The following is a 13,545-nucleotide window of genomic DNA, read 5'->3' on the forward strand; positions in this document are numbered from 1 at the left end:
GCCCCCCATTCATCTGGCCGAAAATACCGCGGGGGTCCGGGGGCTGTCCCCCGGTCCCGCCCTCTCAGCCCACTCCGCCGGCGGCCTTCCGCACCCCCGTCGGCGTCTCGCCGAACTCCGCCCGAAACGCCCGCGCCATCGCCGAGGCATCGGCATAGCCCGCCCGCCCCGCGATTTCCGCCACAGACAGACGCGTCTGTTCCAAGAGCCGCCGCGCCACCCCCAGCCGCACCGCGCTGTAGACAGACCGGGGCGCCCGCCCCAGCGCCGCCGCGAAATGCTGCTCCAGCGCCCGCTGCGAGCAGCCGAGGCGTCGGGCCACCTCCGCCACCGGCAGCGGCGCTTCGACATTGCGCCGCATCAGCGCCACCGCCGCCTGCACCATTCCCCTGGCCGGCACGCGGATCGCCGGGTCCAGCCGCGGCGCGCGCTCGCCGTGCATGAACAGCGCCGCCACATCCAGCGCCAGCATCCCCCCGTGGTCGCGCTCGATCAGCGCCAGCATCAGCTCCAGCGTCGTGGTCGTGCCCCCGCAGGACAGCCGGTCGCCGTCGATCACCACCCTGTCCTCGCGCGCCTGCACCTCGGGGAAGGTCTCGGCGAAGGCGTCGAACTCGTCCCAGTGGATCGTCGCCCGCCGCCCGGTCAGCAGCCCCGCCGCCGCCAGCAGCCAGCTGCCGGTATCCAGCCCCGCCAGTGTGCCGAACCGCCGGGAGGCCGCCCGTAGCGCCGCCAGAACCTCCGGCCCCAGCCAGTCGCGAAAGCCATAGGAGGGCATCACCAGCAGCCGGTCGCCGCCATGATCCGCCAGCTTTACCGGCTGCACCGGCAGCCCGGAGGAGCTGGCGAGCCCGGCGCCATCCACCGACAGGTAGCGCCAGCGGTAGAGCTCCCGGCGCGACAGCATGTTGGCGGCCCGCAAAGGCTCCACCGCATTGGCGAGGCAATGGTTGGAGAAGCGCGGGAACAGCAGCACCCCGATCTCTTTCGTATCCTGCATGATCTGCCACCAGTTCTGCACAATGCCCCGCCCAGACCTATGTCACCTTCCGCCTCAGCAGCAAGGAGGCCCGCCATGCATTTCGGCCTGACTGACGAGCAGGAGATGATCGTCTCCACCGTGCGCAGCTTCGTGGAGAAGGAGATCTATCCCCACGAGGCCGAGGTGGAGCGCACAGGCAAGGTCCCCCCCGAGGTGGCCGAGGCCATCAAGCAGAAAACCATCGAGCTTGGCTTCTACGCCTGCAACTTCCCTGAGGAGGTCGGCGGTGCGGGCCTTAGCCACCTCGATTTCGCGCTGGTCGAGCGCGAGCTCGGTCGCGGCTCCATGGCGCTGAACCACTTCTTCGGCCGCCCGCAGAACATCCTGATGGCCTGCGAGGGCGAGCAGAAGGAACGCTACCTCCTCCCCGCCGTGCGCGGCGAGAAGATGGACGCGCTGGCGATGACGGAACCCGATGCCGGCTCCGATGTGCGCGGCATGAAATGTGCGGCGGTGCGCAAGGGCGGTGACTGGGTCGTCAACGGCTCCAAGCACTTCATCTCCGGCGCCGAGCATGCCGATTTCTTCATCGTCTTCGTGGCCACCGGCGTCGATGACACGCCGCGGGGCCCCAAGAAGCGCATCACTTGTTTCCTCGTCGATCGCGGCACGCCTGGCTTCGAGGTCCGCCCCGGCTACAATTCGGTCAGCCATAAGGGCTACCAGAACTGCATCCTCACTTTCGACGATTGCCGCCTCTCCGATGCGCAAGTCCTCGGCGAGGTCGATGGCGGCTTCGCGGTGATGAACGAATGGCTCTACGCCACCCGCATCACGGTGGCGACGATGAGCGTCGGCCGGGCGCGGCGCTGCTTCGACTACGCGGTGCAGTATGCGGCCGAGCGCGAGCAGTTCGGGCAGCCGATTGCCAAGTTCCAGGGCGTCAGCTTCCAGATCGCCGACATGATCACCGAGATCGACGCCGCCGATCTGCTGACGCTCTCCTCCGCCTGGCGTCTCGATCAGGGCCTGCCAGCCAACCGCGAGATCGCCAGCGCCAAGCTCTACGCCAGCGAGATGCTGGCCCGCGTGACGGATGCCACCCTGCAGATCCACGGCGGCATGGGCCTGATGGACGATCTGCCCATCGAGCGCTTCTGGCGCGACGCCCGCGTCGAGCGCATCTGGGATGGCACGTCGGAGATCCAGCGCCACATCATCAGCCGGGAGCTCTTCCGGCCCCTCGGCGCCTGATGAGCCTCGATCGTCTCCTCCGGCCCAGGTCCGTCGCCGTCATCGGCGGCGGCGTCTGGTGCGCCAGCGTAGTGCGCGAATGCCGCAAGATCGGCTTCGCCGGCGAGCTCTGGCCCGTTCATCCGAGCAAGGCGGAGATCTCCGGCGTCCCCGCCTATCCCTCTGTCGACGCTCTGCCCGACGCGCCCGACGCCGCCTTCATCGGCGTCAACCGCGAGGCCACCATTCCTGTCCTGCGAGCCCTTGCCACCCGCGGGGCAGGGGGCGCGGTCTGCTTCGCCTCCGGCTTCCAGGAGGCGGAGGCGGAGATCGCCGGCGGCGCCTCGCTGCAGGCCGAGCTGGTGCAGGCCGCCGGCGACATGGCGATCCTCGGCCCCAATTGCTACGGCTTTCTTAACGCGCTCGACGGCGCCGCCCTCTGGCCCGACCAGCACGGGCTGGTGCGCACCGAGCGGGGCGTGGCGATCATCACGCAAAGCTCCAATATCGCCCTCAACATCACCATGCAGCGCCGCGGCCTGCCGCTGGCCTATGTCGTCACCGTCGGCAACCAGGCGAAGACGGATATGGCGGAGGTCGGCGCCGCCCTCCTGCAAGACCCGCGTGTCACAGCGCTCGGCCTGCATGTCGAAGGCTTCGGAGACCCGGCCCGGATGGAGGCGCTCGCCGCCACCGCGCGCCGCCTGAACAAGCCCATCGTCGCGCTGAAGGTCGGCGCCTCCGAGCAGGCGCGCACGGCGACCGTCTCTCACACCGCCTCTCTGGCGGGCTCCGACGCCGGCGCCCGCGCGCTGATGGCCCGCCTCGGCATCGGCCGCGCCAGCTCGCTGCCGGCGCTGCTGGAGACGCTGAAGCTCCTGCACGCCGCCGGCCCGCTGCCCCATACCGGCATCGCCTCGCTCTCCTGCTCCGGCGGCGAGGCGAGCCTCATGGCCGACAGCGCGCTCGGCACCGGCGTCACCTTCCCGCCCCTGACCGAGCTGCAGCGCACCGCCCTCCGGAGCGCCCTCGGCCCCAAGGTCGCCCTCGCCAACCCGCTGGATTACCACACCTATATCTGGGGCAACGCCGCCGCGATGGCGGGGACCTTCACCGCCATGATGACGCCCGATCTCGCGCTTGGTTGCGTCGTCCTCGATTTCCCCCGGCCTGATCGCTGCGGCCCGGCGCCCGACTGGCAGAGCGCCATCGACGGGGCAGAGGCGGCGGCGCGCGCGCATGGCGTCCCCATGGCCCTTATCGCTTCGCTGCCGGAGAACATGCCCGAAGAGATCGCCGACGATTGCATGGCCCGCGGTATCACCCCCTTCTTCGGCATCGCCGAGGCGCTGGAGTCCATCGCCCTCGCGGCCCGGCTCCACCCCGCGCCCGGCGCCCCGATCCTCGCCTCCGGCCCCCTCACCGGCGACCCGGTCACTCTGCCGGAGGCCGAGGCCAAGGCGGCCCTCGCCGCCCATGGCCTCGCCGTCCCGCGCTCCGCCCGGGCCAGCAGCCCTGACGAGGCCGCCCGCAGGGCGGAAGAGTGGCCCGCCCCCCTCGTCCTCAAGGGCGAGGGCGCCGCCCACAAATCCGAGGCCGGCCTCGTGCGCCTGAACCTCGCCCCCGGCGAGATCCGCACCGCCGCCGAGGCCATGGCCGCCCCCGGTTACCTGATCGAAGAACAGATCACCGGCGCCGTTGCCGAGCTGCTTGTCGGCGTCACACGAGACCCGGCGCACGGCTTCGTCCTCACCCTCGGCGCCGGTGGCACGCTCACCGAGCTGCTCTCCGACACCGCGTCGATCCTCGTCCCGGCCACCGAGGCCGACATCTCCGCCGCGCTCGATACGCTCCGCATCGCCCCGCTCCTCTCCGGCTATCGTGGCGCCCCCGCCGCCGACCGCCCGGCGATGCTGCAGGCGATCCTGGCGATCCAGTCCTACGTGGTGGACAACGCCGCCACCCTCGCCGAGGTTGAGGTGAACCCCCTCATCTGCACGCCCACCCGCGCCGTCGCTGCCGACGCGCTGATCCGAAAGGTTGGCCCATGAGCCCCATCCACACCGAGACCCGCGGCCATGTCCTCGAAGTCCGCCTCGACCGCCCGCCCGCCAATGCCATCGATCTCGCCACCTCGCGCCAGATGGGCGAGGTCTTCGCCGGCTTCCGCGATGACCCGAACCTCCGTGTCGCCCTCGTCACCGGCACCGGCGAGAAATTCTTCTGCCCCGGCTGGGACCTCAAGGCCGCCGCCGCCGGCGACGCGGTCGACGGCGATTACGGCGTCGGCGGCTTCGGTGGCCTGCAGGAGCTGCCCGGCCTCAACAAGCCCGTCATCGCCGCCATCAACGGCATCTGCTGCGGGGGCGGGCTGGAGCTCGCCCTCTCCGCCGACATCATCCTCGCCGCCGACCACGCCACCTTCGCCCTGCCGGAGATCCGCTCCGGCACCGTGGCCGATGCCGCCTCGATCAAGCTGCCCAAGCGTATCCCCTACCATGTCGCGATGGAGATGCTGCTGACCGGCCGCTGGTTCGATGCCGAGGAGGCGAAGCACTGGGGCCTCGTCAACCACATCCACCCCGCCGCGAGCCTCATGGACGAGGCCCGCAAGATGGCCGACCTCATCGCCGCCGGCCCGCCGCTCGTCTACGCCGCACTGAAGGAGATCGTGCGCGAGGCGGAAGCTGAGCGCTTCCACGACATGCTGGCCCGCGTCACGAAAAGCCAATTGCCCACCGTCGCCACGCTCTATGCCTCGGAAGACCAGAAGGAGGGCGCCCGCGCCTTCGCCGAGAAGCGCGACCCGGTCTGGAAAGGAAAGTAGCCCATGCCCCTCACCATGAACCGCGAGGTCTTCATCACCTGCGCCGTCACCGGCTCCGGCGCCACGCAGGACCGCTCGCCGCACGTCCCCCGCTCGCCCGAGCAGATCGCTGCCTCCGCCATCGACGCGGCCAAGGCCGGCGCGGCAGTGGTGCATTGCCATGTGCGTGACCCCGAGACGGGCGCGCCCTCGCGCCGGGTCGATCTGTTCCGCGAGGTGACCGAGCGCATCCGCGACGCCGAGGTCGACGTCGTGCTCAACCTCACCGCCGGGATGGGCGGAGACATGGTCTTCGGGCCGACCTCCTCGCCGCTACCGGTGCAGCAGGGCACCGACATGGCCTCCGCGGAGGAGCGCGTCGCCCATGTCGCCGAGTGCCTGCCGGAGATCTGCACGCTCGACTGCGGCACGATGAACTTCGCCGAGGCCGACTACGTGATGACCAACACGCCCGGCATGCTCCGGGCCATGGGAGGCATGATGACCGAGCTCGGCGTGAAGCCGGAGATCGAGGCCTTCGACACCGGCCACCTCTGGTTCGCCAAGGAGCTGGTGAAGGAAGGCGTGCTCTCCTCCCCCGCGCTGGTGCAGCTCTGCATGGGCGTGCCCTGGGGCGCGCCGGATGACCTGAACACCTTCATGGCCATGGTGAACAATGTCCCCGAGGATTGGGCCTGGTCCGCCTTCTCCCTCGGCCGGAACCAGATGCCCTATGTCGCCGCCGCCGTCCTCGCCGGTGGCAACGTGCGCGTCGGGCTGGAGGACAACCTGATGCTGGAGAAGGGCGTCCTCGCCACCAACGCCCAGCTCGTCGAGAAGGCGGTCGGCATCGTGGAGACGATGGGCGCCAAGGTCATCGGCCCCGAGGAGGTCCGCAAGAAGCTCGGCCTCACCAAGAGGGCGCCGAGATGAGTGAGGAAAAGAAAGTCTGCCCTGAATGCGGCCACGTCTTCAAAGGGAATGGCTGGGACGGCATCGACGCCCATTGGAAATCGAAGCATGAGGACATCATGCCCTACGAAGACGCTTGGCCACTCTTAAAGTCTGGCCGCTATGGGAAAGTGACATGAAGGCAGCGATCATCGGCGGCGGCGTCATCGGCGGCGGCTGGGCGGCGCGCTTCCTGCTGAACGGCTGGGACGTCGCGGTGTTCGACCCCGACCCGGAGGCCGAGCGCAAGATCGGCGAGGTGCTCGCCAACGCCCGCCACGCTCTGCCCGGCCTCTACGACCGCGCTCTGCCGGCGGAGGGGCGGCTGAGCTACCACGCGAGCCTCGCCGAGGCCGTCGCCGGCGCCGACTGGATACAGGAGAGCGTGCCCGAGCGGCTCGACCTCAAGCACAAGGTCTTCGCCCAGATCGCCGAGGCGGCGCCCGAGGGCGCGGTGCTCGGCTCCTCCACCTCCGGCTTCAAGCCGTCGGAGCTGAACGCCGAGGGGGCACAGGCCATCGTCGCCCACCCGTTCAACCCGGTCTACCTGCTGCCGCTCATCGAGCTGGTCGGAGACGCGGGCGCCTGTGAGCGGGCGGCCGGCATCCTCAAGACCATCGGCATGTTCCCCCTGCATGTCCGCAAGGAGATCGACGCCCATATCGCCGACCGCTTCCTCGAGGCGGTCTGGCGGGAGGCGCTCTGGCTGGTGACGGACGGCATCGCCACGACGGAGGAGATCGACGAGGCCATCCGCATGGGCTTTGGCCTGCGCTGGGCGCAGATGGGCCTCTTCGAGACCTACCGCATCGCCGGGGGCGAGGCGGGGATGAAGTACTTCATGGAGCAGTTCGGCCCGGCGCTCAAATGGCCCTGGACCAAGCTGATGGATGTGCCGGAGTTCACGTCCGAGCTGGTGGACCTGATCGCCACCCAGTCCGACGCCCAGTCCGGCCACCGGACCATCCGTGAGCTGGAGCGGCTGCGCGACGACAACCTCGTCGGCATCATGCGGGCGCTGAAGAAGACGGGCAGCGGCGCCGGCGGCGTCGTCGCCGGCCACGAGGCGGCGCTGCCGCTGGCGGACGCGGCCGCCGAGCTGCCGGTGACGGCGGCGCAGCAGGTCCCCGCGACATGGGCTGATTACAACGGCCACATGAACGAGACGCATTACCTCGAACTTGGCAGCCGCGCCTCCGACGCCTTCATGGCGCTGATCGGGGCCGACGCGGAGTATATCGCCGCCGGGCAGAGCTACTTCACCGTGGAGAACGTGGTGAAATACCTCGCGGAGGTGCGCGTCGGCGAGCGGCTGGAGGTGACGACGCAGGTGCTGAAGGGGGAGGGCAAGAAGCTCCACCTCTTCCACCGGATCGCGCGGGGCGGCGAGCCCGTGGCGAGCGTGGAATCGCTGCTCCTCCACGTCGACCTTACCACCCGCCGCACCTGCGCGCCCCCGCCCGAGGTGGCGGAGCGGCTGTCGGAGATCGCGGCGCGGCATGGAGGCATGGCGCGGCCGGAGGGGGCGCGGCTCTAGGCGGGATCTCGGGGGCGGCAGGCGTGCGTGGGGCGCTGCCCCACACCCCGAGGTATTTTGGGCCAGATGAATAGGATCCCGGGAGGAGGGGTCAGGCGGGCTTGGTGCGCTTGTCCGGGTCGGGCCAGAATGTGACGCCTGTCCGGGCCGGGCCGCCGCCGGAGCCCATGGGGACGCCGTCGGCGCGCCAGCAGGAGGCGCCGGTCATCGCGCCGTCCTGCCCGAAGGAGATGGCGCCCATGCAGCCGGCGATGGAATCCATCGGCTCGGCGGGGTGGCCCATCTGCCGCAGGGCGGGGATCAGGGCGGCGTCGAAGCCACGCTCCACCTCCACCACCGGGCCCTTGGCGAAGAGGCGCGGCGCCTCGGCGGCCTCCTGCACGTCCATGCCGTGGTCGATGAGGTTGACCAGCGTCTGCGCGACGACGGAGGGGATCTTGTAGCTGCCGGGCAGGCCGAGGGCGTAGATCGGGCGGTCCTCCTTCGTGACGATGGTGGCGCCGATATTGCCCGTCACCCGCTTGCCGGGCGCGATGGAGGTGGCGAGGCCGGGCAGCGGGTTGAAGATGTACATGTAGTTGTTGAGCATCGCCCCGGTGCCGGGGACGACGACGCAGGCGCCGAAGGTGGAGTTGATCGTCTGCGTCGTGGTGATGATCGTCCCGTCCCCGTCCGCCGCCGTGACATGGGTGGTGTTCTTCGATTCCGTCGAGCCATGGGCGGCGGCGAGCGGCGTGGCGCGGGCGGGGTCGATCCCGGCGCGGCGCTCGGCGGCATAGGCCTTGGAGATGAGCCGCGCCACAGGCACCTCGTGAAAGGCCGGGTCGCCGACATGGGCGTCGCGGTCGGCGGTGGCGATCTTCATCGCCTCGACGATCAGGTGGCTGGCCTCGGGCGAGCCGTAGCCGAGAGCGGCGAGGTCGTAGCCCTGCAGGATGTTCAGGATCTCCGCCACGCTCACGCCGCCGGAGCAGGGGGGCGCGACGCCGATGACCTCGTGGCCCCGGTAGCTGGTGCGCACGGGCGCCCGCTCGATCACCTCGTAGGCGGTCAGGTCCTCCAGCGTCAGGAAACCCCCGGCCGCCACCATGTGATCGGCGATGGCCTGCCCGAAGGCGCCGCCGTGGAGGTAGCCGGCGCCCTCGCGGGCCACCACCTCCAGCGTCGCCGCGTAGTCCGCCTGCACCAACCGGTCGCCGACGCCCAGAGCCTCGCCGCCGGGGGCGAGGATCTCCCGCAGGCCAGGGTCGTTCAGCACATCGGGCAGCTTCTGGTCGATGTCGAAGGCGAGGTAGGGGGAGATGACGAAGCCCCGGCGGGCGCGGGAGATCGCCGGCTCCAGCACGTCGGCGAGGGAGAGCCGGCCGTAGCGCTCCACCGCGTGGACCCAGGCGGCGAGGTTGCCGGGCACGGCGACGGCCTGCGCGCCGATGCGGTTCTTGCGGCCCACCGTCTCCGCCGAGGCCGGCCAGCTCTGGCCAAGGGGGGTGAAGCTGTCCTCCCGCGCGGCCATGGGGGCGGCACACATGCCGTCGATCACCACCTCCTCGCCCTCGGCGGTGCGGATCAGCGCCGCGCCGCCGCCGACGATGCCGACCATGGCCGGCTCCACCACCGTCACCATGAAGAGCGCCGCCACCGCGGCATCCACCGCGTTGCCGCCGGCGGCGAGCATCTCCATCCCCGCGGCGGAGGCGAGGGGGTGGTTGGCGACGACCATGCCCTTGGCGGCCGTTACCGGCGTCTTCTCCGTCTCGAACGTCGTCGCCGCCTTGTCGCGCCAGCCCATGGCCCACTCCCCTGATCTTCGGGCGCGATCATGGCGCGCCCCGCGCGATAGGTCCAATAGGCGGCGGGCGGCTTGTCGATAGGTGCAACGACAGGTGCCGGTCGATACGTCGCAGCTATCAATTGCCGCTGTCCGGGATATTGGACTTATCCGTCACCCCTTTGCATGATCGGTGTGGCGCGGGCCCGGCACGGGGCCGGAGGCCGCTGCGCAGCAAGGAAAGACCGCCGCATGGGGCCGCTCAGGGGCATCCGCATTCTCGACATGACCTCGGTGCTCATGGGCCCCTTCGCGACGACGATCCTCGGCGATCTCGGCGCCGACATCATCAAGCTCGAAAGCCTCTCCGGCGACACCATCCGCCAGATCGGCCCCTCCCGCTCAGGCGCCATGGGCGGGCTGTTCCTGCACGCCAACCGCTCCAAGCGCTCCATCTCCGTCGACCTCAAGCGCCCCGAGGGGCGGCAGGTGGCGCTGGACCTCGCGGCGGGGGTGGACGTGCTCTTCTACAACATCCGCCCCGCCTCGATGGAGCGTCTGGGCCTGTCCTACGAGGCGGTGCGCGAGAGGCGCCCCGACATCCTCTATGTCGGTGCCTTCGGCTACGGGCAGGGCGGCGCCTACGAGGCCGACCCGGCCTATGACGACCTCGTGCAGGGGCTCGCCGCCGTCCCCTCGCTGATCGCCGAGGCCTCGGGCGGGGTGCCCCGCTACGTTCCGGTCAACATCGCCGACCGGATGGTGGGGCTCTATGCCGGCAATGCCATCCTCGCCGGCCTCCTGCACCGCGGGGCCACCGGCGAGGGGCAGCGCATCGACGTGCCGATGTTCGAGACGATGGCGAGCGTGGTGCTGGGCGACCACCTTGGCGGGCGCTCCTACGTGCCGCCGCTGGACAATGGCGGCTACGGGCGGCTCCTCTCCACCTCCCGCGCGCCCTTCGCGACGTCGGACGGACATGTCTGTCTGCTGCTCTATACGGAGCGGAACCGGAGGGACTTTGCGGCCCTGCTCGACGGCATGGGCGGCGCGGAGATGGCGGAGGCGGCGGCGACGATCCGCTCCGCCAAGCCGGGGCAGGGGATCAACGCGGCCATCGCCGGGGTGATGCCGGCGCGGCCGACGGCGGAATGGCTGCGCCTGCTGGGCGAGACCGACATCCCGCACAAGCCGCTCCACACGATCGAGTCTCTGCTGGGCGACAGGCACCTCGCCGACGTCGGCTTCTTCTCGCGCGACACGCATCCGAGCGAGGGCGAGGTGGTGACGATGAAGGTCCCCTCCGGCTGGAGCGCGACACCGCCCGAGCCCTCCCGCCCCGCGCCGCTCCTCGGTGAGCACTCCCGAGAGATACTGCGGGAGATCGCCATGGAGGAGGGGCAGATCGAGGCGCTGATCGCCGGCGGTGTCGTCGGCGAGCCGGCAGCCATGGAGAAGGCGGCGGAGTAGCAGGCTCCTTCCGATTGAGCGGGGTCCGGGCGACTGGCACCGGAGGCGCCGCTCACTCCTGCCGTTTCAGCGAGGCTCGGTACTGGGCGCCCTTCTGCAGGAAGGCCCGCACGATGGGCGAGGGCTCCGAGCGGCGGGAGGCGAGGGAGAGGTCGGCCTTCACCGAGACATCCTGCAGGCGCTTGTAGCGCACCCCCGGCAGGTGCAGCGCCTGGCAGCTCTGCGGCACCAGCGCCACGCCGAAGCCGATGGCCACCATGGAGATGATCGTTACGAAATCCGCCGCCTGCCGCCCGAGCTGCGGGGTGAAGCCCACCGCCTCGCAGGCCTGCGTGGTGTACTTGCGGAACGAGACGTTGGCGGCGTGGCGCGGGGTGAGGAAGGGCTCGTCCCGCAGGTCGGCCAGCGTCACGTCCGCCTCGGCCAGCGGGTGGCGGGCCGGCATGGCGAGGACGATATCCTCCTGCAGGATCAGCGAGGTGCCGATGCCGAGCGGCAGCTCCACCGGCGGGCGCACGAAGCCGATGTCGAGCGTGCCGGCGGCGATGCGGGCCAGCTGCTCCTGCATTTCCAGCTCGGCGAGGTCGATCTCCACCTGCGGGAACTCCTCGCGGAAGGCGGCCATGATGGTGATGAGCGCGCCGGTATAGGTCGCCGAGCCGACATAGCCGACAGCGATATGGCCGATCTCCCCCCGCCCGGCACGGCGGGCCTTGGCGAGGGCGGTGCCGGCATGGGCCATCGTCTGGCGCGCCTCCTCGCGGAAGAACTCCCCCGCTGCCGTCAGCTTCACCGAGCGCTGGGTGCGATCGAAGAGCGTCGCGCCCACGATCTCCTCCAGTGCCTTGATCTGCTGCGAGAGGTTGGGCTGCGCGATGCCCAGTTTTTCGGCAGCCTGTCCGAAGTTCAACTCTTCGGCCACCGCCAGAAAGTAGCGCATGTGCCGAAGCTCAAGGATGTGCCGCGAGGCCCTGCGCCCGCCCGCCATGATCTCCTCCCCGTTTTGCCCGGGTGGCGATAAGCGCCACCTATCAACAATGCTGCTGTTGTATATTGGACTAATACTTGACCCCCTGACAGACTTTTTCTCAGATCGGGCGCGGGCCCGCTGCGGCCCGGCACGAGCGGATCGCCCGGTTGGCGCCCTGAGGCCGCCGGCGATGGTGCCGGGGCAGGGGCCCGGCCCGGTCATGGGATGCAGCCAGTTGGGGAGCGACAAGATGAAGACGTGGAACAAGGTGGCCTCGGCCGGAGCGGGCCTGCTCCTCGGCACGGCCCTCGCCGGGCCGGCCCTCGCGCAGACCGTGATCACCCTCGACACGCCGGAGGTGCCCGGCTCGCTCGACCCCTCCAAGATCTCCGATGCCGGGGACTACGCGCTGGCGGTCAACCTCTACGACGCCCTGATGACGGTGCTGCCGGGCGGCGCCCTCGCCCCCGAGCTCGCCGAAAGCTGGGAGGTGAACGAGGACGCCACCGAGGCGACCTTCTTCATCCGCGAGGATGCCACCTTCACCGACGGCTCGCCCGTCGAGGCCAGCGACGTCGTCTATTCCTACGACCGGCTGATGCGCCTCAATCAGGGGCCGTCGAACCTCTTCGCCGGGGTGGTGGAGAGCGTCGAGGCGGTGGACGCCAAGACGGTGCGCTTCACCCTCTCCAAGACCTTTGCGCCCTTCCTCGCCACGGTGCCCTCCATCTTCATCATCAACGAGGAGGTGGCGACGGCCAACGACGCGGGCGATGACGCGCAGGAATGGCTGGCGACCAACCCCGCCGGCGCCGGGGCCTACCTGCTCAAGGACGGGCCGAGCGGCTCGGGCATCGTCATCGAGCGTGACGAGGATTACTACGGCGGCTGGAACGAGAGCCCCATCGACGAGGTCCGCTGGATCGTCGCGCCCGACGATTCCACCGTCCGCTCGCTGGCCGCCTCTGGCGAGCTGACCATGGTCAGCGCCTTCCGCGCGCCGGAAACCTACGACGCGCTGATGGAGATGGGCCGTTTCACGCAGGAGGATACCTCGACCGCCACGGCGTACCTGCTCAAGCTCAACACCCAGCTCGCCCCGACGGACGACGTGCACATCCGCCGCGCCATCGCCTACGCCACGGATTACGACACCATCCGCGAGGTGATCTATCCCGGCGAAGAGCTGACCGGCCCGCTGCCGCCCGCCTTCGCCGACTTCATCCCCGAGGGGCTGCCGGCACCCGAGTTCGACATGGAGAAGGCCGCGGAGGAGGTCGCCCAGTCCTCCTACGCCGGCGCGCCGATCCCGATCACGCTTGGCTACGTCGCCGGCACCCAGTTCGAGGAGGAGATCAGCCTGCTGCTGCAATCCAATCTCGAGCAGCTCGGCTTCGAGGTGACGCAGCAGGCCGATCCCTGGGCCCGGGTGGTGGAGATCGCCGGCGCCGTGGAGACGACGCCCAACGTCAACCAGGTCTTCTTCGGGCCGACCTATCCCAGCCCGGACTCGATGTTCTTCAGCCAGTACCACTCCGACAGCGCCGGCAGCTGGACCTCGATGGAATGGCTGGAGGACCCGGAGATCGACGCCCTGATCGACGAGGCCCGCAGCAGCGGTGACCCGGAGGTTCAGGCCGCCGCCTACGGCGAGCTGCAGGAAAGAATCGTCGACATGCAGGCCGACGTCTTCCTGCTGACGCTGACCTTCCAGCTGGTGATGGACGAGTGCCTGACGGGCTACGAGTTCGTGCCCATGCAGTCGGTGCCTAGCGACTTCACCCGCTACGAGTGGCTCTGCGACTGAACACCGCCTCCGCCCCGGTGA

10 protein-coding genes are annotated in these 13,545 nt (G+C 70.0%); 7 read left to right on the forward strand and 3 right to left on the reverse strand.

All coding sequences use genetic code 11. The features are described 5' to 3' along the window. Positions 1-64 precede the first annotated feature (64 nt). Entirely contained in the window at positions 65-1,000 is a 936-nt protein-coding gene (locus tag GY170_RS04500; protein ID WP_163890373.1) for a GlxA family transcriptional regulator, read from the reverse strand. Positions 1,001-1,075: 75 nt separating this feature from the next. On the opposite strand from GY170_RS04500, the gene GY170_RS04505 reads away from it, so the two are divergent. From GY170_RS04505 to GY170_RS04525, 5 genes are all read left to right on the forward strand, one after another. Then, complete coding sequence (locus GY170_RS04505) at positions 1,076-2,236, forward strand: acyl-CoA dehydrogenase family protein (RefSeq protein WP_163890375.1); 1,161 nt, start codon at positions 1,076-1,078, stop codon at positions 2,234-2,236. Then, positions 2,236-4,266, forward strand: coding sequence for an acetate--CoA ligase family protein (locus GY170_RS04510; protein WP_163890377.1), 2,031 nt, complete (start codon positions 2,236-2,238; stop codon positions 4,264-4,266). The genes GY170_RS04505 and GY170_RS04510 overlap by 1 nt, the downstream gene beginning before the upstream one ends. Continuing rightward, positions 4,263-5,042, forward strand: coding sequence for a carnitinyl-CoA dehydratase (locus GY170_RS04515; RefSeq protein WP_163890378.1), 780 nt, complete (start codon positions 4,263-4,265; stop codon positions 5,040-5,042). Before GY170_RS04510 ends, GY170_RS04515 begins: the two co-directional genes overlap by 4 nt. 3 nt (positions 5,043-5,045) lie before the next feature. Next, complete coding sequence (gene bcoG / locus GY170_RS04520) at positions 5,046-5,954, forward strand: 3-dehydrocarnitine:acetyl-CoA trimethylamine transferase BcoG (RefSeq protein WP_163890380.1); 909 nt, start codon at positions 5,046-5,048, stop codon at positions 5,952-5,954. 154 nt (positions 5,955-6,108) lie between these two features. Next, positions 6,109-7,509 (forward strand): carnitine 3-dehydrogenase, encoded by a 1,401-nt coding sequence (locus tag GY170_RS04525; protein ID WP_163890382.1) that lies wholly within the window; start codon positions 6,109-6,111, stop codon positions 7,507-7,509. Positions 7,510-7,600: 91 nt separating this feature from the next. Here the strand turns inward: GY170_RS04525 and ggt are convergent, their stop codons facing one another. Then, a complete protein-coding gene (ggt, locus tag GY170_RS04530; protein WP_203531160.1) occupies positions 7,601-9,298 on the reverse strand; it encodes a gamma-glutamyltransferase in 1,698 nt (565 codons plus the stop codon). Between the two features lie 231 nt (positions 9,299-9,529). Here ggt and GY170_RS04535 point away from each other — a divergent pair, with 231 nt between their 5' ends. After that, entirely contained in the window at positions 9,530-10,747 is a 1,218-nt protein-coding gene (locus GY170_RS04535; protein ID WP_163890384.1) for a CaiB/BaiF CoA transferase family protein, read from the forward strand. Between the two features lie 52 nt (positions 10,748-10,799). Here GY170_RS04535 and GY170_RS04540 read toward each other — a convergent pair whose 3' ends face one another. Continuing rightward, the gene (locus tag GY170_RS04540; RefSeq protein ID WP_203531161.1) at positions 10,800-11,687 is read right to left on the reverse strand and encodes a LysR substrate-binding domain-containing protein; all 888 of its coding nucleotides are present in this window, start codon (positions 11,685-11,687) and stop codon (positions 10,800-10,802) included. A 280-nt stretch (positions 11,688-11,967) separates the two neighbouring features. Here GY170_RS04540 and GY170_RS04545 point away from each other — a divergent pair, with 280 nt between their 5' ends. Further along, positions 11,968-13,524 carry an ABC transporter substrate-binding protein gene (locus GY170_RS04545; RefSeq protein ID WP_163890388.1) on the forward strand — a complete coding sequence of 519 codons (1,557 nt, stop codon included), beginning with the start codon at positions 11,968-11,970 and terminating at the stop codon, positions 13,522-13,524. Positions 13,525-13,545: the final 21 nt, after the last annotated feature.

Source organism: Pseudoroseicyclus tamaricis, from assembly GCF_012070395.1.
GTDB classification, from domain to species: Bacteria; Pseudomonadota; Alphaproteobacteria; order Rhodobacterales; family Rhodobacteraceae; genus Pseudoroseicyclus_A; species Pseudoroseicyclus_A tamaricis.